The sequence below is a fragment of the Streptacidiphilus sp. PB12-B1b genome, from assembly GCF_014084125.1.
Taxonomy (GTDB): Bacteria; Actinomycetota; Actinomycetes; order Streptomycetales; family Streptomycetaceae; genus Streptacidiphilus.
Window position 1 is genome coordinate 750952 of the sequence record NZ_CP048405.1, and the last position, 20800, is coordinate 771751.

Below are 20800 nucleotides of genomic sequence, written 5' to 3' on the forward strand. Positions count from 1 at the left end.
GTCCGGCCCGACCGCACAGCACCGGGTCGGACGGGCTCGGCGTGCCGTCAGTGCGCCGCCCAGCGCAGGATGCCGGGCATGATCCGGAACGCCGCGAAGTGCGCCGCACCCGGCTCCAGCACCATCTTGGCGCCCGGTATCCGGTCGGCGAGCCAGCGGGTGTGCTCGACCGGCGAGAAGGTGTCGTCCTGGCCGTGCCAGAGCAGCACCGGGCGGCGGATGTCGGCCGGGTCGAAGCCCCACTGCCGCCGGAACGCCAGCGCGTCGTCGATCCAGCCCCCGGCGTCGTGCCGCAGCGCCTCGCTGTAGTTCAGCTCCAGCATCTGCCGCAGCATCGGGTCGGCGACGATCCGCCGGTCCGACTCGGTGAGCTCCCGGCGCAGTTCGGCGATCAGCCGGGACGGGTCCGCCCGGATGTCCCGGGAGCGCAGCTGGAGCGTCGCGGCGATGCCGGAGCTGCCGCGCTTGTCGTCGGCGGTGTAGGCGCGGACGTTGGACTCGGCCATGCCCGCGTACCAGTCCAGGCCGGGCGCGTCCCGGGGGGCCAGGCTGATCAGCGCGGCGACCCGGGTGACCCGCTCGGGCAGCAGCGCGGCGCAGGCCAGGGCGTGCGGCGCGCCGCCGGAGCGGCCGACCACGGCGAACCGGGTCAGCCCGAGGTCGTCGGCGACGGTGGCGACGTCCTCGGCCGCGTCGGCGATCCGGCGGCCCGGGCGGCGGTCGGAGTCGCCGTACCCGGGCCGGTCGAAGGTGATCAGGTGGATGCCGAGCCAGTTCAGCACCGGGCTGCGCGGGGCCTGGCCGAGCCTGCTGCCGGGGGTGCCGTGGAGCAGGAACACCGGCACGCCTTCGGGATCGCCCCAGCTCTCCGCTGCGATCGCCCGTCCGTCGGCTGCTTTGACGAGCCGTGTCGTCACGCGGTTTCCTCCCGTTGGGTGGGTGGTTCCGTGCCGTTCGGTGCCTGGTGCGCCTGCGTGTCCGGTGCGCCCGTGTGCCTCGGGTGCCCTCCTCCGGGCCGGGGCTCAGACCCGGCGGTCGCGCCGGGCCCGCCAGATGGTGTGCTCGCGGGAGACGGCGTCCTCGGCGTCCCGGGCCAGCCGGGACCAGGACTCCTCGGCGTCCGCCGAGGCCGGGTCGAGGCGGCTCAACTGGACCTCTATCAGGTCGAGTTCGGTACCGGCCAGGCGGTAGGCCGAGGCCAGCGGGCCGAACTGCTTGAGCTGGGTCCAGGCGGTGACCGAGGCGGCGACGGTGGTGAACATGCCCAGCACGTGCCAGGGCACCACGTTGAAGATCTGCAGCACCGCGAAGCCGCCGCCGACGATGATCGCGGCGATGGACACCAGCTGCCACTTGGCCGTCTCGTTGTCGCACATGTCGGCCCGGGACAGGTACCAGGTCCGCTGCGCGCGCACGCGCTCCTGCAGGTAGAGGTCCCGGCGCACGGTCAGCGGGGTGGCCCGCAGCCGCCGCATCTCGTCGGTGATCGCGGGCCGGGAGTCGGGCGGGATCACCGGGCTGTCCCGGAACGCCTGGAACACCTCGCCCATCTGCAGCTCGTAGGCGCTGTCGGCCTCCGGCGACTCGGCCGGGCCCGCGAACGGCCGGGCCCGCACCACGTACTTCCAGGCCAGGGTCTTCACCGACTCGGCCGCCGCGCGGCCCTCGTACCAGCGGGCCTGCGGGTTCTCCGAGCGCAGCCGGTCCCAGAAGTACCAGGCGCCGACGAAGGCCAGCACCGACAGCGCCGGGGCGAGGTTCAGCCCCTTGGCGTGGATGGTGAAGACGCCCACCACGGCGGCGAGGAGCAGCATCGATATCTGGCCGATGTACCAGCGCAGTGCCAGCCCTTGGCCGGCCAGCGAGGCCTCGTCCGCAGTCCAGAAGGGCTCGGGTAAGAGCTGCCGCTCCCGATTGCCGGGCGGTTCCTTGCGGACCATCGACATCCCCCTCGTGTCGTCGCGTACGTCCACGACCAGTGTGACGCGACGGCGGGGAAAAGGGACAGCCCCCGGGCTGTCTCCCGTCCGCGCAGGACGGGCGCCGGAGGACGGCCGGCGGGCCCGGGGGCCGGGTGGCTAGCTGTGGATTGCCACACAGTCCGAAGAACTGATTGGGCTGCTAGGCAGCAGCCACCTCACTGGTCCCAGAGAAACTCATACTCCGGATCACCTCCTTTCGCGTGTGCCGCCACTGTAGGCACGCCCCTCGCCCGGGGGCAACGACTTTTGTCGCGGCCTGCACACCCCGGCTCCCCTCCGGGGGATTTTTGACGGAAATCGCTGTAACCGGCTTGGTGTGCGAGTTGAATGGCCTACGGCTCGGAACCCGCACGGCTCGGAACCGCCAGGAGGTGCGCGCTGTGGACGCCCAAGGACCGGTGGTACGCGTCGACGCGGACACCCGGCTGCTCGCCGTCCTGCTCGACGGCATGGAGGTCGGCCTCGCCGCGATGGACGTCGACGGCGTGCTCACGCACTGGAACCGCGAGGCGACCCGGCTGCTCGGCTGGACCGCCGCCGAGGCGGTGGGCCGCAGCGGGCTCGACGGCTGGGCGCTGCGCCCCGGCGACGCCGAGTCCGTCCGCGCCCAGCTGCTGGCCGGAGCGGGGGACGCCCCCGGCGAGCCGCCCGGCGGCCGGGTGCACGAGTTCGCGCTGCTGACCCGGGACGGCCGCCGGGTGCTGGTGCGCGCCCAGGCGCACCGGGTCACCGCGGCGGACGGCAGCCCGCTGGGGCTCTACTTCGCCTTCTCCGAGGCCGGTGCGCAGGTCGAGCTGGAACGCTCGCTGGGCCTGGCCGAGGCCATGCTGGACGAGGCCCCGACCGGGGTGGTGCTGGTCGACGCCGACCTGCGCCCGGCGGCCGTCGGCGAGTCCGCCGCGCGCTGGCTGGACTGCGACCGCACCGCCCTGCTCGGCCACCCGCTGGGGGAGGTCCTGGGCGACGGCGTGCAGGAGCTGGAGGCCGCGCTGCAGCACGTGCTGGCGACCGGCAAGCCGCTCAGCGGGGTCAAGCTGTGGGCCGCGCTGCGGGCCGATCCGGGCCGCCGCCGCTGCTGGCGCAGCGAGTTCGTCCGGCTGGGCTCCCCGCTCGGCGAGGAGCCGGTGCCGCTCGGCGTGGCCTGGTTCTTCGAGGACGTCACGCTGCACGAGCAGGCCGAGCAGGAGGGCACGGTGCTGCGCTTCCGCGCCTCGCAGCTGCGCCGGGCCGGGCAGGCGGCGGCCGAGTGCGAGGACCCGATGGAGGGCGCGGTCGGCTACCTGGACTACGTCCTGGCCGGTTTCGCCGACCAGGCCCTGCTGGACCTGCTCCAGCCCGGGGACGGCCCGGACGGTTCGGACGGCGCGGACGGTGCGGACGGTTCGGCGGGTGGCGGCGCGGACGGCGACGGCGGCCTGGTGCGGGCGGCGGTGTCGCCGGTCGGCGGCCTCGGCGACGACGCCGGTGCGGCCCTGGAGCCGACCGGCATCCCGGTCCGCTACGGCGAGGTCCACCCCGCGCGCCGGGCGGCGCAGCAGGGGAGCACGGTGGCGCTGTCCGACACCGGCCTGCCGCGGGCGCCCGAGTGGGCGGCGCTGCGCTGCTGGCCCGCCGGGACGGTCCACGCGCTGTGCACCCCGCTGCGCAGCCGGGGCCGGACGGTGGGCGTGCTGACCTTCCTGCGCGGCCCCAGCCGGCACCGCTTCGACCGGGCGGACACCGCCTACGCCGAGGACGTCGCCGCCCGGGTGGCGGTCGCGGTGGACCTGGCCGCGCAGACCGGCCACCAGGCGTGACTGCTCAGAAGCTGTAGAAGATCCGCTCGCGGTGGTCGGCCATCAGCTTGGCGTTCCAGGCCATGCCGCCGTCGACGTTGCCGGAGCGGAACAGCGGCGGGTTGAGGCCCTCGTCGGCGAGTCGGCCGACGGCGGTGGCCACCACCGCCTGCATCAGCGCGACGGTGGTGATGGTGGACGCCGGGCCGAAGGTGGTGTCGGCGCCGGGGGCGGTCAGTTCGCCGTCGCCGACCGCGATCTTGTTGTCCAGGACGATGTCGCACTGGTCCTTCAGGTACGTCCCGGAGGGGTGCCCGGAGCTGACCGCCGCCGGGTACGCCAGCGAGGTCACCCCGATCACGGTCAGGCCGCGCTCGCGGGCGTGCATGGCCAGCTCCACCGGCATCACCTGGCGTCCGGAGAGCGAGATCACGAACAGCAGGTCGCCGCTGCGGGCCGGGCCCGCGTCCAGGGTGGTGCTGGCCAGGCCGGGCACCCGCTCCAGGGCGCTGCCCAGGTGCGCCGGGATGACGTCCACGCCGGTCACGCCGGGGACGGCGAGCAGGTTCATCACCACCAGGCCGCCGGCCCGGTAGACGACGTCCTGGGCGGCGAGCGAGGAGTGCCCGGCGCCGAAGGCGAAGATCCGGCCGCCCTCGCGCACCGTCCGGGCCAGGGCCTCGGCCGCGCGCCCGATCGGCTCGGCCTCCTCGTCGCGGACCCGCTGCAACAGGGAGATCGCTGCGTCGATGTACTGCCCGGCCAGATCGCTCATCGAAGGTGCGCTCGCTTTCGGTGTCGAAGTACGGGTGGCTATGGGTGCCTGTGGGATGGTTGGCATGACGATTGGCCCCTGGTGCGGCCGAGCCGTGCACCCGAGGCACGGTGCTGCCTGGGAGGGCCGCTGTCAACCGTGCCCCGAGCCGCAGCGGCCGGGAATGTCGGCGGTATGCGTCAGACTTGCACTGCGACGACGCTGGACGACGAGGAACGGAGCCCGCGGCGATGTCAGGTCACCTGATCGACACGACTGAGATGTACTTGCGCACCATCTTCGAGTTGGAGGAAGAGGGCGTCATGCCCATGCGCGCCCGGATCGCGGAGCGCCTGGAGCAGAGCGGGCCCACCGTGAGCCAGACGGTGGCCCGGATGGAGCGCGACGGCCTGCTCCAGGTCGCCGACGACCGACACCTGGAGCTCACCGAGTCCGGCCGCAAGCTGGCCATCCGCGTCATGCGCAAGCACCGCATCGCGGAGTGCCTGCTGGTGGACGTCATCGGCCTGGAGTGGGAGCAGGTCCACGCCGAGGCCTGCCGCTGGGAGCACGTGATGAGCGAGGCCGTGGAGCGGCGCGTGCTCGAACTGCTGCGCCACCCGACCGAATCCCCGTACGGCAACCCCATCCCCGGTCTGGAGGAGCTCGGCGAGGCCCCCGGCGAGGGCGACGACGAGGTCGTCGTCAGCCTGGACGGCCTGGCCTCCGGCGCCGAGGGCAGGAACGTGGTGGTGCGGCGGATCGGCGAGCCGATCCAGACCGACGCCCAGCTGATGTACACGCTGCGGCGGGCCGGCGTGCAGCCGGGCGCGGTGGTCAGCGTGACCTCCTCCCCGGGCGGCGTGCTGGTCAGCAGCGGCGGCGAGGCGGCCGAGCTGGACAAGGACATCGCGGCGCACGTCTTCGTCGCCACCACCTGATCGGGCCCGACCTGGCCGCTCCGGTGGTCGGGTGTGGACCGGGACTTTTCCCCGAGCACCTGGTCCACACCCGTCCCCCGGTTCCGTCTCCCCCGCACCCCGGCCCCGGCTTCCCCTCCGGGTGCTTCCCCCTGCCTGCCGTCTCCCTTCGTGGCCCCTGCCGTGGACGCTTACGTCCGGATTTCTCCCCTCGGCCGGAGCGGCCAATCCTTGAGCGCTGTCACTCGAACGTGGGGCTTTTCCACTCGTCCGCGCGGGTAGTGATCACACTTTTCGCACGACGGCCCGACGGGCAGAGCGACGGCCCGGTCCGGCTCCTGTCGGAAAGCCGGACCGGGCCTGCACAGGGCGCCCTACTGCACCGCGGCGGGCATCGGCGCGGCGGCGGAGAGCGACGGCGAGAGCGGCACCGAGGAGGACAGCGGGGCCTCCCGGCCGCAGGCGTAGGCGATGGGGTTGATCAGCTCGGTCGCCTCCGGCAGCCAGCGGTTGAGCGCGGTGGGCTCCCGGGCCCACTGGGCGAAGCCGTGCACGCCCACCCGGGTCGGCGGCGCGATCACCCAGTCGCCCTCGCCGTGCCCGACCAGGTCCAGCCGCCCGGGGCCCCAGCCGAGCCGGCGCAGCAGCTCCGGCAGCTTGGGCAGCGAGCCCGGCAGCACCAGGAACACCAGCCGCCGCCCGCGCCCCGGCCCGCCCGGGCCGTCCCCGGGAACCGCCAGCACCGGGCCCAGCTGCAGGCCCATCCGCTCCATCCGGGCCAGCGCCAGGCATCCGGCGATCTCCGGGACGTCGATGGCGTCGAAGGTGCGGCCGGTCGGCAGCAGCACCGAGGCGAGCGGGTTGTCCGTCCACCACCGGCGGACCACGCCGGGCCCGGCGCTGGCCTTGCGGGCCCAGTCCCGGGTGGCCGGGTGCGCGCCGGGCGCGGGGCATCCGGCGTCGCCGCAGGAGCAGCGCAGCGGGCCGTCGTCCTCGATCAGCCAGGTCCCCGGAGAGACCTCCCAGTGTCGTTCTTCGGCGTACCGCACCGCCGCGTCGACGAGCAGGTCACGAGCGGCTTGCTGCACCGGGCCGGCCGGCCGGGTGGCTCCCAGGGTGTCTTCCACGCCGTGCACAACTGGCGGCGGCGGGGCGGGTTACGGGTGATCGGCAAAATCGGCCACAGGGGGCGCGTCGGTGCATGGACGGGGGCGCACACGGGGTGCCGGGCCGTGCGGCGGGTATCCCTTCACCGGGGCGGATCGCTACCCTGGATAGATTGTCTCAATTGCCATGGCACTACGAGGGATTCACGCGTGTAGCGGCCTGCTCCCCGCGTGGTGCCGGGCACGTTCGAGGGGGAGGCATCCTCAATGGCCGCCAGACCACTGGTCGCACGACAGCCCAATGAACGGCTCCAGTCGCTGATCCAGGAGGCCGGGTGCTCCAACGCGGGGCTCGCCCGCAGGGTCAACCTCTGCGGGGCCGAGCACGGGCTGGACCTGCGCTACGACAAGACCTCGGTGGCCCGCTGGCTGCGCGGCCAGCAGCCCCGCGGACAGGCCCCGGCGGTGATCGCCGAGGCCATCGGACGCAAGCTGGGACGCCCGGTGACCGTCGACGAGATCGGCATGGCCGACGGCAAGAACCTCTCGTCCAGCATCGGCCTGCACTTCTCGGCCAGCCTGGCCGGCGCGGTGGAGCAGGTGTGCGAACTGTGGCGCAGCGACGTCGGCCGCCGCGACTTCCTCACCGGGGCCTCGGTGGCGGCGTCCGCGCTGGTGGAGCCGAGCCGGGACTGGCTGATCACCGGCGCCGACCCGCAGGTGGCCCGCAACTCCGGTGCCCGGGTGGGCCCGGCGGACGTCGAGGCGGTGCACGCGACCACCGCCATGCTGGTCGAGCTGGACCACCGCTTCGGCAGCGGGCATGTGCGCCCGGTCGTGGTGCACTACCTCAACAGCGTGGTGTCCGGGCTGCTCGCGGGCTCCTACCGGGAGGACACCGGGCGGAGGTTGTTCGCGGCGGTGGCCCGACTCACCGAGCTGGCCGGGTACATGGCCATCGACACCGGCCAACCCGGGCTGGCCCAGCGGTACTACATCCAGGCGCTGCGGCTGGCCCAGGCAGCGGGCGACCGCGCCTACGGGGCCTATGTGCTGGCGGCCTCGATGAGCCACCTCGCGGCCAGCCTCGGCAACCCCCGGGAGATCGCCCAACTGGCCCGTGCGGCCCAGGAGGGCGCGCGCGGCTCGGCCACGCCCACGGCCATGTCGCTGTTCTACGTCGCCGAGGCGCGCGGGCACGCGCTGCTGGGCGACGTCCGCTCCTGCGAGTCGGTGGCCGCCCGGGCGGCCGAGGCCATGGAGCACAGCTGTCCGGAGGAGGACCCGGACTGGATCGGCCACTTCGACCGGGCCTACCTGGCCGACGAACTGGCGCACTGCCACCGGGACTTGGAGCAGCCCCGGCAGTCCGCCCGGTACGCCGAGGAGGCTCTGAAGACCCACCCGGAGACGCGGGTGCGCAGGCGCGCGGTGGATCTGGTGCTGCTGGCGACGGCCCAGTTGCAGCTGCGTGACCTGGAACAGGCGTGCGAGACGGGCGCGCTCGCGGTCGAGCTGATGTCGGGGCTGCGCTCGGCGCGCGGAGCGGAGTACCTGGATGACTTCCGGCGGAGGCTGGAGCCCTACCGTGAACAGCGGGCGGTACGCGAGTTCCAGGCGCGGACGCTGGCCGAGGCGGCGGCCTGAGCCGCGGAGGGAGCGGAATCGGTCAATCCACTGGGGTCGTGGCCACTCGTGAGGATGAACCGGTAGCGTGGGCCGCTGTCGTGATCAGTGGTCCCGCGCCGATGCGGGGGCAGTGCCGCCCGAGCCGGGCGGAAGTGAGGAATCGCGTTGAACCACCGCCGCCCCAACTTCGATGAGTTGACCCCGGACGACCTGTTCCGCCCCGAGCCCGTGGACCCGGGCCGGGCGGCCACCGGCGGAACGATCGCCGGTGAGGTGCTGTACTCCTCGCGCGAGCCGCTGCCGCAGCCCTGGCAGGAGCAGGGCCCGGGCATGGGCCAGGGCCCGGGTCTGGGCCAGGCCACCGAGAGCACCGGTCAGCCGGAGTACTTCGGCGAGGCCACCGGCGTGGCGCCGACGGTCGGCCCGATGGCCGGGGCGCCGGTCGCCGAGGCGTCCACCCAGTTCCTGCCGCCGTTCCCGGCCGCGCCCGCCGATCCGGCCCCGACCGCGGTCGGCCAGTGGCAGCCGCAGCAGACCGGCTACGGCTACCAGCAGCCGCAGGGCTACGACCAGGGCTACCAGCAGCAGCCCGGCCAGCAGCAGGGCCACCAGCCGCAGGGCTACGACCAGCAGGGCTACGACCAGCCCGGCTACGCCCAGCAGCCGCCGTACGGGCAGCAGGCCCAGCCCTCCTACGGCGGCCACCAGCCCGGGTACGGCGGCGGGCCGGCGGCAGGCGGGTACGGCGGCGGACAGCAGGGCGGTCGGCCCGGCCCCGGCGCGGGCTCGGGCGGCTCGGGGGGCTCGCTGCGGGGGCGCTTCTCCAACCGCGCCATCGCCCTGGCCGCCATCGCCGCCTGCGCCGTCGTCGGCGTGGGCGCCGCAGCCCTGGCCGCCGGCGGCGGCAGCGGCACCAAGACCGGCACCACGGCGTCCAGCAGCGTCGCGCCCTCGGGCTCGGCCGCCGCCGGGGCGAGCCAGGCGACGGTGCAGGCGCAGGCCCTGTCCGATCTGCTCGCCACCGCCGCCAACGGCCGCTCGGCCGTGATCGCCGCCGTCGGCAACATCAAGGACTGCCAGAGCCTGGACCAGTCCCGGCAGGACCTGACCACCGCGGCCGGGCTGCGCAAGCAGCTCGTCCAGCAGCTCGACCTGCTGCAGACCGACAAGCTCACCGACGGGACCGAGCTGGTGAGCGCGCTGCGCCAGGGCTGGCAGGCGTCCGCCGACGCGGACTCGCACTATGCCGCCTGGGCCTCCGCGTCCAAGGAGAGCTGCGCCCACACGCACAAGCCCAAGGGCGGCGGCCAGCTGGCCGAGGGCGACGCCGCCAGCGGCACCGCGACGACCGCCAAGGCCAAGGCGTCCCGGCTGTGGAACGTGATCGCCGGGGCGACCGGCATGCCCAAGCGCTCCGGGAGCCAGCTCTGAGCGTCACGCCCGGGCGGGCGGCCTTCGTGCGGGAACGTAGTATCGACCCTCATGCAGGATTCACCGCGCGGTTTGCAGCAGGCTCCCTCCAGGTCTTCTCGAACGGGCACCCGTTCCGCCAGCATGGGCGCTATGCCGCTCACTGACATCCCCTGGTGGCGCTGGCGGGCCCGCGTCCGTTCAGCCCTGCACATGCTCGGCGACCCCGCGTTCCAGCAGGAGTGCTGGGTCCTCGGCCGGGACGGGTACGGCGACGTCACCGACGCCGTCTACCGCCTGGTCGAGGACACCTGGCTGGACCGCTGGTCCGCCGAGAAGTACGTCGGCTCGATATTCCGGGACGCCGCCGAGGCCGGGCTGGTCGACGCGGCGGTCCTGCGGGTGCTGCGGATCCTGCACCAGGTCGGCCCGGACGCCCCCTCCAGCGCCTACCTGCAGCACCACGCCTGGCCGGAGGCGGTGCGGGCCTGCCGCGACGCCCACGCGCTGCTCAGCGCCAACGACGGCGAGGACCCGGAGCTGCCGCCGCGCTCGCTGGCGGTGCTCGGCATCCTGCTGCGCACCAGCGCCTGAGGCCCGGCGCGGGCGCGCCGCGACCGGGGCGGCCGCCGGGTGAGACGCGCGGACCCGGCACCCGCCCGCTGTGGCACCCTGGTCCCTCTGACATGCGAGGACCGAGAGGACACCCCCGGTGGCACAGCAGCAGCCCGGCCCGGACCAGTACGTACTGACCCTGTCCTGCCCCGACAAGCAGGGCATCGTCCACGCCGTGTCCAGCTACCTGTTCCGGACGGGCTGCAACATCGTCGACAGCCAGCAGTTCGGCGACGGCGACTCGGGGCTGTTCTTCATGCGGGTGCACTTCTCCGCCGAGGCGCCGGTCACCCTGGAGAAGCTGCACGCGAGCTTCGCCGCCACCGGCGACGCCTTCCGGATGGACTGGCAGATCCACCCCTCGGCGGAGCGCACCCGGGTGCTGCTGCTGGTCAGCAAGTTCGGCCACTGCCTGAACGACCTGCTGTTCCGGGCGAGCAGCGGGGCGCTGCCGGTGGACGTCGTCGGGGTGGCGTCCAACCACACCGACTTCCAGGACCTGGCCGCGTCGTACGGCGTGCCGTTCCACCACATCCCGGTGACCCCGGACACCAAGCCCGAGGCCGAGGCCGCGCTGCTGGAGATCATCAAGCGGGAGCAGGTGGACCTGGTGGTCCTGGCCCGCTACATGCAGGTGCTCTCGGACGAGCTGTGCCAGGCCCTCGCCGGGCGGGCGATCAACATCCACCACTCGTTCCTGCCGAGCTTCAAGGGCGCCAAGCCGTACCACCAGGCGCACGCCCGGGGCGTGAAGCTGATCGGCGCGACGGCGCACTACGTCACCGCGCGGCTGGACGAGGGCCCGATCATCGAGCAGGAGGTGGTCCGGGTCAGCCACGACGTCTCGCCCGAGGGGTTGGTGGCGCTGGGCCGGGACGCCGAGTGCCAGGCGCTGGCCCGCGCGGTCAAGTGGCACGCCGAGCACCGCGTCCTGCTCAACGGCACCCGCACCGTCGTCTTCGCCTGACCGCGCCCCGCCGGGCTGCCCGGGTGCCCCGGCTCAGGGGCGGGAGAGCAGGCGGGTGGCGTGCAGGACGTCGTGGGCGGTGGCGCGGTCGCCGGTGATGCCGCAGGGGAGCCGGTCCGGATCGCGCCGGGCCGCCGCCAGGAAGCAGAACTCGACGCCGTCCAGCGCCAGGGTGGCCACCGGCGGCGTGCCGGGCGGCGGGGGCGGGGCGTCCGGCTCCAGCGGGATCAGCCACTCGCTCTCGCCCCGGCCCTCGATGACCAGCTTCACCGCGCGGTGGCCGCGCGCCTCGTCCGGCCCGGGGGCGGCCGTGGCCTGGCCCGCGCCGCGCAGTGCGGCCAGGGCCGTGGGCAGCGCCCGGGCCGCGACCCCGATCAACCGCCGCAGGTGCACGCCGCGCGGCGGCCCGTAGGGGTAGCCGACGGCCTCGGCGATGTCCACCGCGTGGATCCAGCACTCGAAGGCCCGGTCCAGGAATGCCTCCCGCAGCGGGGCCCGGAACAGGCCGTAGTCCACCTCGGTGTCGCCGGTGGTGTCGCCCCCGGCGGCCTCCGCACCGGCCTCGGCGAGCGCCGCGGTCTCCACCAGGGCCCGGGTCTGCGCCCGCCACAGGGCGCGTATCGCCTCCGGCGAGCGGTGCCGCAGCTCCGCGCTCAGCCGCTCGGTGCGTTCCACCAGGTCGCTGCCGGACGTCGGGTCGGGCAGGCCGAGGGCGACCGCGAGCAGGCCGTCCACGGCGGCGAGGTGGCACAGCACCTCGGCGGGGCTCAGCCGTTCCGCGCCGCCGTGCCAGCGCAGCTCCGCGGACTCCTGCCAGTCCAGGTCGCCGAGGTCGCGCAGGAGCGCGTCCAGCCGGGCGGTCTCGGCGGCGTAGGCCGCGCTGTAGTCGGGCACCGGGACGGTTGCGGGGCGGCGGGTCAGCGCCCAGGCGATGACGGAGCCGCGCAGCGCCGGGGCCGGGTCCAGCGGGTCGTCGGTGGAGAGCCAGCCCGCGGCGTCCCGCAGCCGTACGGCCTCCTCGGCGCAGGCCGGGCAGCCGGCCAGGTGCCGTTCCACCCCGGCGGCCTCGCGCGGGGTGCAGGCGTCCAGGGCCCAGGCGCCGATCAGCCCGCGCAGCGTCTCGTGGTCGGCCGCCGGGGCGCCCGGGTCGGGGCCGGCGTCGGGGGCGGTCACGGCGCGGACCCGGTCGAGAGCGCGGCGGCCAGCAGTTGCAGGCCGAGCCGCATCCGGTGCTTGGCGGTGGCGGCGCCGACGCCGAGCTCCTGGGCGGCCTGCTGGTAGGTGCGGCCGCCGAGGCAGGTGAGCAGCAGCACCTCCTGCAGCGCCTGCGGCAGCGAGGCGACCACGGACTGGACGTGGGCGGCGGTGGCCTGGGCCACGACCTCCTCCTCCAGGCAGGCGGGCTCGATCGGGCGGCTGTCGGGCTGCGGCTCGTCGCCCTCGCCCTGGGCGCCGCGCAGGCGTTCGACGGCGCGCCGGTGGGTCAGCGTCCCGATCCAGGAGCGCATGGAGCCGCAGGCCGGATCGAACTCGTCGGGGTGCTCCCAGACGTGGGCGAAGACGTCCCGGGTGACCTGCTCGGCGGCGTGGGTGTCGTTGAGCACGCGCTGGGCCAGGCCGTGCACCAACGGGGCGAACTGGTCGTAGAGTTCGCCGAGGGCGGACTCCTCGCCGCGTTCGAGGCGGCGCTGGATCTGCCGGTCCCAGCGCAGCGGGGCAGGCGTGGCCATGGCGCATCACCCTCCCCGGGAGCATCCGCTGCGCGTGCCGTGGGTGCGAATGTATCGCCCGGTCAGGTGACCGCGCATCCACTTGTCCGAACTGCGCCGGTAACCTGATCGGACGTCACGGCGGTTCGTGACGGTTCCCGACCGGTCCTGTTCCGACAAGCGAGAATCGCGGCAGAGCGTGACGACACTGACGATGAGTTCCGAGGGGTTCCAGGGCTGGGCGGTGCTGCGGGTCGCTGGTGAGATCGACCTGGTGACGGGCGGGCAGATCCGGGCGGAGGTGCACCGGATGGTCGCCGAGGGCCGCCGCCGGGTGGTGCTGGACCTGGCCGCGGTGCGCTTCTGCGACTCCAGCGGGGTGGGCGTGCTGATCGCGGCCCGGCGGCTGCTGCGCTCCTGCTCCGGCGAGCTGCGGCTGGTGCTGCCGCCGAGCGCCCCGGCGGTCGCGCCGCCCCCGTCGGGTCCGCACGGCGCGGGCGGCGGGCATGTGCACCGGGTGTTCACCGCGCTGGGCATCCGCCGCCTCTTCGACATCTACCCCGACGTGCCCTCCGCGGTGGCCCCGCCGCTGGCCCGCCCGGCCTGAGCGTTCCGGCCGACCAGTAGGCTCGGGGACCGTGAACGCAGTGGAGCTCAGCATCGTCCTGCCCGTGTACGGCGTCGCGGACTACCTGCCGCGCTGCCTGGACTCCGTCCTCGCGGCGGACGCCCCGGAGCGGGTGCGGCTGCAGGTCGTGGCGGTGGACGACGCCTCGCCGGACGGCAGCGGCGCGATCCTGGACGAGTACGCCGCCCGCGATCCCCGGCTGACCGTGCTGCACCTCGCCGAGAACCGGGGCCTGGGCGGCGCCCGCGAGGCCGGTCTGGCCGCGGCGACCGGCGGGTACGTCTGGTTCGTCGACAGCGACGACTGGCTCGCGGACGGCGCGGTGGAGGCCGTCGCCGAGCGGCTGGCCGCCGTCCGGCCGGATGTGCTGATCACCGGCTTCGCCCGGGTCTACCCCGACGGCAGCACCGAGCCGGACACCTGGCGGCGGCTGATCGAGGGCGTTCCCGAGGCGTTCACCCTGGCCGAGCGGCCGGGCCTGCTGCAGATGATCCTGTCGGCCTGGAACAAGGTGGTCCGCCGGGAGTTCCTGCTCGGCCTGGGCGTCCGCTTCGGCGACGGCTACTACGAGGACATCTCGGTCACCTATCCGCTGCTGGTCGCCGCCGAGCGGCTCAGCTACCTGGACCAGGACGTCTACTTCTACCGGCGGCAGCGCGAGGGCGCGATCACCAACACCGCCTCGGCCCGGCACGCGGACGCCTTCGCCCAGTACGACGCGGTGTTCGCGTTCCTGAACCGGCGCCCGCAGACCCCGGAGGCGCTGCGCCGGCTGGTCTTCGACCGGACGGTCAAGCAGGCGGTCACCATCCTGGACAGCCCCGGGCTGGTCCCGGAGGAGCTGCGCGGCGACTTCTTCCACCGCGCGTCCGACCACTTCCGCCGGCACCGCCCGGCGGGCTACGCGCACCCGGGCGGGCTGCGCGGCGTGCAGTACCGGCTGGTGGAGCGGGACGCCTGGGGCGCGTACCAGCAGCTGCGGCCGCTCCAGGCGCTGCCGCGCACGGTGAAGCGCGCCCTGCGGCAGGGGCTGGACGGGGGCCGCCGGGGCGCCCGCAAGGCCGTCCGCGGGGCCGGGCGGCGCGGGCTGTACGAGGCGTACCGGCGGCGGCCGATGGACGAAGAGCTCGCGGTCTACGCCGCGTACTGGTACCGGGGCTACGCCTGCAACCCGGCCGCAATCTACGAGAAGGCCCGGGAGCTGGCGCCGGGCGTGCGCGGGGTGTGGGTGGTGGAGACCCGGGCGCAGGCGGCCGCGCTGCCGCCGGGCGTCCCGTACGTGATCGCCAACACGCCGGGCTACCTCAAGGCCATGGCCACCGCCAAGTACCTGGTCAACAACGTCAACTTTCCGCACACCATGACCAAGCGGCCGGGCTCGGTGCACGTGCAGACGCAGCACGGGACGCCGCTGAAGCTGCTCGGGCTCGACCTGCGGGAGCGCCCGGAGGCGGGCGGCGACATGGACTTCGAGCGGATGCTGGAGCACGTGGCCCGCTGGGACTACCTGGTGTCGCCCAACCCGCACTCCACCGAGGCGTTCGGCAGCGCCTACCCGGGCCGGTACCGGGTGCTGGAGACCGGCTATCCGCGCAACGACCGCCTGGCGCAGGCCGGTCCGGAGCAGGGCGCGGCGGTCCGGGAGAGCCTGGGCGTTCCCGAGGGGCAGACGGTGGTGCTGTACGCGCCCACCCACCGGGAGCAGCACGCGGGTTACGTGCCGGCGCTGGACCTGGCCGCGCTGGCGCAGGCGCTGGGCCCGCAGTTCACGCTGCTGGTCCGCACCCACTACTTCTACGCGGACGGCGGCCGGGATCTGGGCGCGGGCGCCGGGCAGGTGATCGACGTCTCCGCCCACCCGGCGGTGGAGGACCTGTACCTGGCGGCCGACGTCCTGGTCACCGACTACTCCTCGTCGATGTTCGACTATGCGGTGCTGGACCGGCCGGTGGTGGTCTTCGCCCCGGACTGGGCGGAGTACCAGCGCATCCGCGGGGTCTACTTCGACCTGCGGGCCGAGCCGCCGGGCCTGTTCACCACCGAGCCGGAGGAGTTGGCGCGGGTGCTGGCGGACGGCTCGGCGGCGGGCCCGGAGGCGGCGGAGCTGCGGGCCGCCTTCCGCAAGCGCTTCTGCCCCTGGGACGACGGGCACGCCGCCGAGCGCGTGGTGCGCGAGGTGTTCCCGGTGGCCCGGGACTGACCGGCCCGGCCCGGGCGGTGACGGCGCGGCCCGGCTCAGGCGGTGATCTGCTGGGACAGCCAGACCAGCGACTCGGGCAGCATGGTCTGGAACACCGCGGTGGTGTGGTCGCCCTTGTCGAGCACCATCACCTTGCTCGGACCGGGGTGCTTCAGCGCGCCGACCAGGGCCCGGGCGTCCGGCACCGTGCCCGGGTCCTGCAGCGAACCGGCCGCCAGCAGCACGATGTCCGGCTGCTGCCTGGCCTTCTTCAGCAGCAGGTACGGGTTGTTGGCGGCGGCCAGCGCCGGGTTCTTCAGGACGATCGCCGCGTCGGGCGCGTTGTAGCCGGACATGGTCACGGCCGCGTGGAAGGAGCCGGGGTACTGGACGGTGAGGTTGGCCGAGCAGTAGCCGCCGGCCGAGTAGCCCATGATCGCCCACTGCCTGGCGTCGGTCGAGGCCCGGAAGTTCTTCTTGACCAGCGCCGGGACGTCCTTGGCCAGCCAGGTCGCGGTCTGGTAGCTGCCGGGCAGGTTGGCGCAGCCGGAGTCGTTGCCGCCGCCGAACATGTTGAGCGTGGCCGAGACCAGGATCATCGGCTTGGCCTTGCCCTCGGCCATGAGCCGCTCCAGCTCGGTGTGGGCCTTCATGGTGCCGAACCACGCCTGCGGGGTGCCGGGGGTGCCGGGCAGCAGCTCGACCACCGGGAAGTTCGTGTGGGCGTACTGCGGCTGGTTGTACTGCGGGGGCACCCAGACGTACAGGCTGCCCTGGATGCGCGACAGCGGGCCGACGGCCTTGGTCTTCAGCACGCCCTTGGTGTAGGTGGTGAAGGTCAGCTTCTCGGCGGCGTCGGTCGCGGCCGTGTTCCCGCCGCCCCCGCCGACGACCGCGCCGGTGCTGCCCGCCGCGCCGTTGCCGCCGGTGAGCTGCACGGTGGCGTCGTTGCCGAACAGGTCGCCCCAGCTGTCGTAGAACGGGCCCATGCTGTTGTTGACGTACACCAGCACCATCAGCACGGCTGCGGCCTGGCTGAGCAGCGTCATCCCGATCCGTCCGGTGAACCGGACCGCCGGGGGCCCGGGTATGCGGTTCCAGATCGCAACCATGCCGACGACGGCCGCCACCACCAGCGCGATGGTGAGCACGAAGAACGGCGCTCCTGTGAGACTCATCGGTGACCCTTCCGGATTCTCCCGCCGTCGACTGCTGCCGCCAGGTGGGCGGAGGCCGGACGGAATCCGCAGGTGAGGACGCAGTTCAGGGCCGCCAGGTTGCGACCTCCGACAGCATCACAGCCGTGCGGGGCGATTCCGGGAGGCGAGCTTACCTTGAGGTTACCTGGGAGATCATCGGGTTTTTCATACCAATGGATGACGCTGGAATGGCCGTATGGCGGGGATCACCCCAACGCCCCCGGATCGGTCCACGGCAGGTGCGCGAACAGCTCCCGCAGCTCGTGCTTGAGCACCTTGCGGAGTGTTTCGTTGCGCGGGAGTGCGTCCACGATCTCCAGTTGCTCGGGAATCTTCTGCGCCATGAGCCCGGCCGCGCGCAGCCGTGTGGCGAGGTCGGCCAGCGTCGGCGGCTCCTGGCCGGGGCGGCGCTCCACCACGGCGCACACCCGCTCGCCGCGGACCGGGTCCGGCAGGCCGACCACGGCGACCGCGCCGACCCGGGGGTCCTGGTAGATGAGGTCCTCGATCTCCTGCGGGGCGATGTTCTCGCCCTTGCGGATGATCAGGTCCTTGAGCCGCCCGGTGAGCACCACATGGCCGTCGGCCCGGATCCGGCCCAGGTCGCCGGTGCGGAACCAGTCGCCGGGGGCGAATGCCCGGGCGGTCAGCTCGGGGTCGGTGTAGCCGCGGCAGACCATCGGGCCGCGCAGCCACACCTCGCCGACCTCGTCGGTGGCGGCCTCGGCGCCGTCCGGCCGGACCACCCGCAGCTCGGCCCCGGCCACCGGGCGGCCCTCGGTGTGCGCCAGCTGCTCGGGGGTGTCCCCGGGTGAGCCCATGCAGATGGCCGGGGCCTCGGTCATCCCGTAGCCGTGCGCCAGGACGCACCCCAGCTCCTCGGCGACCTCGCGGTACATCTCCGGCGGCCGGGGCGCGCCGCCGCCGGAGATGATCCGCAGGCCGGGCAGCAGCCGTTCCCCCGGCGGCAGCCTGCGCTGCTCGGCCAGGAAGGCGGCGTAGAAGGCGGTGCTGCCGCCCGCCATGGTGACCCGGTTGCGCCGGTAGGCGGGGAGCACGCCGGGCAGCGCGAACACCTCCGCCAGCAGCGCCGGGAAGCCGTGCACCAGCATGGTGACCAGGTAGTCGGGGCCGCCGATGTGGGCGTAGGGGAAGGCGATCGAGCCGACGTCGCCCGGGCCCATCCGCAGCGCCTCGCCCAGGCCCACGCCGCCGGCGATCAGGGTGCGGTCGGTGTGCCGGGCGCCCTTGGGCGCGGAGGTGGTGCCGGAGGTGTAGTAGACCCAGCGGACCGGCGTGCGGGCGTCGGCCAGGTCGGTCCGGGGCGGGGGCGGCAGCTCGGCCGGGTCGCCGACGGGCAGGTCGGCCTCGGCGTAGGCGGTCAGCACCCTTGGCGGCACCGGCAGTTGGGCGCCCAGCTGCGCGGCGAGCCCCGGGTAGTCGAAGCCGCGCCACACCCCGGGGACCAGGAACAGCCGGGCGCCGGACTCGCGCAGGATGTGCCCGACCTCGGCGCCCCGGTAGAGGGCGATGACCGGGGTCTGCACCGCGCCCAGCCGGGAGAGCGCCAGCGAGACCACCACGGTCTCGATCCGGGTGGGCAGCTGCCAGGCGACCGGGGTGCCGTCGCCGACGCCGTACTCCCGCCGCAGCCCGGCGGCGACGCGCTCGGCCCGGTCGCGGACCTCGCGGAAGCTGAGGGTGCGGTCCAGCGGCTGCCCCTCGGCGGCGGCCTCCCGCTCCTGGATCAGCATGGGGGCATCCGGGGTCAGCGCCGCCCGGCGCTCCAGCAGCTCCCAGAGCGTCCGCGCGCCCGCGAGCGTCCGGCTCTCCCCGCCCTGCCCCGGATCGGCGCCCATGCCCGGCCTCCTTCGCTATGACGCAACGTCAGATCTTTCGCATGACTGCTGAGTTGCCTGTGCGGTCCTCAAGACGCCTGCGCTGCCCAGCAGTCGGCGACGGCGGCGGTGTCGGCGAGGGTCGCGGTCAGGGCCAGGGTGTGCCGCAGCACCGCTTCGGCGTACTCGGGCGGGGTGCCGGCCACCGCGTCCCGGACGACCACCGCCCGGAAGCCCGCGCCCACCGCGCCCAGCACCAGCTCCAGCAGCGCCACATTGAGCGACACCCCGACGCAGACCACGGTCCGCGCGCCGAGGTTGCGCAGCACGGTGGCCAGGCCGGTGTCCTGGAACGGGCCGAGGCCGTGCAGGCGCGGCAGCACCAGGTCGGCCGGGTCCGCGCCGATCCCGGGGTGCAGTGCGGCGGCGTCCGAGCCCGGCGTCAGGGGGACGGCCGCCCGGGCCGCCGCCGCGAACAGCCGGGCATTGCCGCCCGCGCCGCGACCGTCCGCCCGGCGCAGCGCGGTGCAGTGCAGCACCGGCGCCCCGGCGGCCCGGGCCGCAGCGGTCAACCGGCCGATGTGCTGGACGAGTTCGGCCTTCCGGGCGGCCTCGGCCAGGGCCGGGAAGACCGCCGGCTCGCCGAGCACGCCGTTCTGGCACTCGCAGGTCACCAGCGCGGCCCGGCCCGGCCGCAGCAGCTCGTCCAGTGGTACGGCCACGGTGCCGCCTTTCCGCGCGCTCGCCCGGCCGGGCGCTTGCCGCCCGTTCCCCGGCTCACTAGTCTGAATCTGACGGAGCGTCAGGTAAAGGGTTCGGGCAGCCGGACCTGGAGGGAGTCCCGATGGACCTGCCCATGGTGGTCAGCGTCGACGACCACGTGATCGAACCCGCGCACCTCTTCGAGACCTGGCTGCCCGTCAGATACCGTGACCGGGGACCGAAGCCGCTGCGCGCGGGGATCGGCGAACTCGCCTACGTCGGCGGCAGGTACCGGATCACCATGGACCCGGCCGGGCCGCCCACCGACTGGTGGATCTACGAGGACCTGCAGTTCCCGTACAAGCGCAACATCGCCGCCGTCGGCTTCGACCGGGACGAGATGACCCTCGAGGGCATCACCCGCGAGGAGATGCGCCGGGGCTGCTGGGATCCCAAGGCCCGGCTGGACGACATGCAGGGCAACCACGTCGAAGCCTCGCTGTGCTTCCCGACCTTCCCGCGCTTCTGCGGCCAGACCTTCGCCGAGGCGCACGACAAGGAGGTGGCCCTGGCCTGCGTCCGCGCCTACAACGACTGGATGGTCGAGGAGTGGTGCGGCGACAGCGGCGGGCGGCTCATCCCGCTCTGCCTGATCCCGCTGTGGGACGTGGAGTTGGCCGCCGCCGAGATCCGCCGCAACGCCGCGCGCGGGGTCCGGGCGGTCTGCTTCAGCGAGATCCCCACCTACCTGGGCCTGCCCAGCATCCACAGCGGCTACTGGGATCCGTTCTTCGCCGAGTGCCAGGCCACCGGCACGGTCGTCTGCATGCACATCGGCTCCTCCTCGCAGATGCCCGCCGCCTCCCCGGACGCGCCGCCCGCCGTGCAGGCCACGCTCAGCTTCAACAACGCCATGGCGTCGATGACCGACTTCCTCTTCTCCGGCGTGCTGGTGCGCTTCCCGAGCCTCACCCTCGCCTACAGCGAGGGGCAGATGGGCTGGATCCCGTACGCGCTGGAGCGCGCCGACGACGTCTGGCGGGAGCACCGGGCCTGGGGCGGGGTGCGGGACATCGTCCCCGAGCCGCCGTCCAGCTACTACTACCGTCAGATCTTCGCCTGCTTCTTCCGCGACCGGCACGGCGTCGCCTCGCTGGACACGGTCGGCGTGGACAACGTCACCTTCGAGACCGACTACCCGCACGTCGACTCGACCTGGCCGGACACCGAGGCCGTCGCCCGGGAGCACGTCGCGGGGCTGCCGCCGGACGTCGTCTACAAGATCATGCGCGGCAACGCCATCCGGATGCTCGGCCTGGACCTCGACCGCCACCTGGACGCCTGCGGACGCCCGCTGCGGCCCTGACCCCGGCCGCCGCGACCGTAC

General features: G+C 74.0%; 18 protein-coding genes. 9 read left to right on the forward strand and 9 right to left on the reverse strand.

Annotated elements, in window-relative coordinates:
- Positions 1-47 precede the first annotated feature (47 nt).
- Positions 48-917 carry an alpha/beta fold hydrolase gene (locus tag GXW83_RS03525; protein ID WP_182441442.1) on the reverse strand — a complete coding sequence of 290 codons (870 nt, stop codon included), beginning with the start codon at positions 915-917 and terminating at the stop codon, positions 48-50.
- 105 nt (positions 918-1022) lie between these two features.
- Entirely contained in the window at positions 1023-1940 is a 918-nt protein-coding gene (locus tag GXW83_RS03530; protein WP_182441443.1) for a DUF4231 domain-containing protein, read from the reverse strand.
- Between the two features lie 422 nt (positions 1941-2362).
- Here GXW83_RS03530 and GXW83_RS03535 point away from each other — a divergent pair, with 422 nt between their 5' ends.
- A complete protein-coding gene (locus GXW83_RS03535) occupies positions 2363-3778 on the forward strand; it encodes a PAS domain-containing protein (RefSeq protein WP_225446734.1) in 1416 nt (471 codons plus the stop codon).
- A 4-nt stretch (positions 3779-3782) separates the two neighbouring features.
- Here GXW83_RS03535 and GXW83_RS03540 read toward each other — a convergent pair whose 3' ends face one another.
- Entirely contained in the window at positions 3783-4532 is a 750-nt protein-coding gene (locus GXW83_RS03540) for an SIS domain-containing protein (protein WP_182441444.1), read from the reverse strand.
- A 230-nt stretch (positions 4533-4762) separates the two neighbouring features.
- Between GXW83_RS03540 and GXW83_RS03545 the strand changes: the two genes are divergently transcribed.
- Entirely contained in the window at positions 4763-5452 is a 690-nt protein-coding gene (locus GXW83_RS03545) for a metal-dependent transcriptional regulator (RefSeq protein ID WP_182441445.1), read from the forward strand.
- Between the two features lie 353 nt (positions 5453-5805).
- Here the strand turns inward: GXW83_RS03545 and GXW83_RS03550 are convergent, their stop codons facing one another.
- The gene (locus GXW83_RS03550) at positions 5806-6558 is read right to left on the reverse strand and encodes a bifunctional DNA primase/polymerase (RefSeq protein ID WP_182441446.1); all 753 of its coding nucleotides are present in this window, start codon (positions 6556-6558) and stop codon (positions 5806-5808) included.
- Positions 6559-6804: 246 nt separating this feature from the next.
- Here GXW83_RS03550 and GXW83_RS03555 point away from each other — a divergent pair, with 246 nt between their 5' ends.
- The 4 genes from GXW83_RS03555 to purU all read left to right on the forward strand — a co-directional run bounded on the left by GXW83_RS03555 (position 6805) and on the right by purU (position 11158).
- Positions 6805-8184 (forward strand): transcriptional regulator, encoded by a 1380-nt coding sequence (locus tag GXW83_RS03555; protein WP_182441447.1) that lies wholly within the window; start codon positions 6805-6807, stop codon positions 8182-8184.
- 147 nt (positions 8185-8331) lie between these two features.
- Complete coding sequence (locus GXW83_RS03560) at positions 8332-9597, forward strand: hypothetical protein (protein ID WP_182441448.1); 1266 nt, start codon at positions 8332-8334, stop codon at positions 9595-9597.
- A 51-nt stretch (positions 9598-9648) separates the two neighbouring features.
- Entirely contained in the window at positions 9649-10170 is a 522-nt protein-coding gene (locus GXW83_RS03565) for a hypothetical protein (RefSeq protein WP_182441449.1), read from the forward strand.
- A gap of 118 nt (positions 10171-10288) precedes the next feature.
- On the forward strand, positions 10289-11158 hold the full coding sequence (purU, locus tag GXW83_RS03570; protein ID WP_182441450.1) for a formyltetrahydrofolate deformylase: 870 nt from the start codon (positions 10289-10291) through the stop codon (positions 11156-11158).
- Positions 11159-11191: 33 nt separating this feature from the next.
- Here purU and GXW83_RS03575 read toward each other — a convergent pair whose 3' ends face one another.
- Together GXW83_RS03575 and GXW83_RS03580 are read right to left on the reverse strand one after the other, a co-directional pair.
- Positions 11192-12331: a zf-HC2 domain-containing protein gene (locus GXW83_RS03575; protein WP_182441451.1), complete on the reverse strand. Its 1140-nt coding sequence runs from the start codon at positions 12329-12331 to the stop codon at positions 11192-11194.
- On the reverse strand, positions 12328-12888 hold the full coding sequence (locus GXW83_RS03580; RefSeq protein ID WP_182441452.1) for a sigma-70 family RNA polymerase sigma factor: 561 nt from the start codon (positions 12886-12888) through the stop codon (positions 12328-12330). Before GXW83_RS03580 ends, GXW83_RS03575 begins: the two co-directional genes overlap by 4 nt.
- Before the next feature lie 193 nt (positions 12889-13081).
- On the opposite strand from GXW83_RS03580, the gene GXW83_RS03585 reads away from it, so the two are divergent.
- Both GXW83_RS03585 and GXW83_RS03590 read left to right on the forward strand, forming a co-directional pair.
- Positions 13082-13474 (forward strand): STAS domain-containing protein, encoded by a 393-nt coding sequence (locus GXW83_RS03585; protein ID WP_182447056.1) that lies wholly within the window; start codon positions 13082-13084, stop codon positions 13472-13474.
- Positions 13475-13505: 31 nt separating this feature from the next.
- Complete coding sequence (locus GXW83_RS03590) at positions 13506-15695, forward strand: bifunctional glycosyltransferase family 2 protein/CDP-glycerol:glycerophosphate glycerophosphotransferase (protein WP_225446736.1); 2190 nt, start codon at positions 13506-13508, stop codon at positions 15693-15695.
- Positions 15696-15730: 35 nt separating this feature from the next.
- Here GXW83_RS03590 and GXW83_RS03595 read toward each other — a convergent pair whose 3' ends face one another.
- From GXW83_RS03595 to GXW83_RS03605, 3 genes are all read right to left on the reverse strand, one after another.
- The gene (locus GXW83_RS03595; RefSeq protein WP_182441454.1) at positions 15731-16852 is read right to left on the reverse strand and encodes an esterase family protein; all 1122 of its coding nucleotides are present in this window, start codon (positions 16850-16852) and stop codon (positions 15731-15733) included.
- A gap of 227 nt (positions 16853-17079) precedes the next feature.
- Positions 17080-18732, reverse strand: coding sequence for a class I adenylate-forming enzyme family protein (locus GXW83_RS03600; protein ID WP_182441455.1), 1653 nt, complete (start codon positions 18730-18732; stop codon positions 17080-17082).
- A 68-nt stretch (positions 18733-18800) separates the two neighbouring features.
- Entirely contained in the window at positions 18801-19433 is a 633-nt protein-coding gene (locus tag GXW83_RS03605) for a cysteine hydrolase family protein (protein WP_182441456.1), read from the reverse strand.
- A 122-nt stretch (positions 19434-19555) separates the two neighbouring features.
- On the opposite strand from GXW83_RS03605, the gene GXW83_RS03610 reads away from it, so the two are divergent.
- The gene (locus tag GXW83_RS03610; RefSeq protein ID WP_182441457.1) at positions 19556-20779 is read left to right on the forward strand and encodes an amidohydrolase family protein; all 1224 of its coding nucleotides are present in this window, start codon (positions 19556-19558) and stop codon (positions 20777-20779) included.
- Positions 20780-20800: the final 21 nt, after the last annotated feature.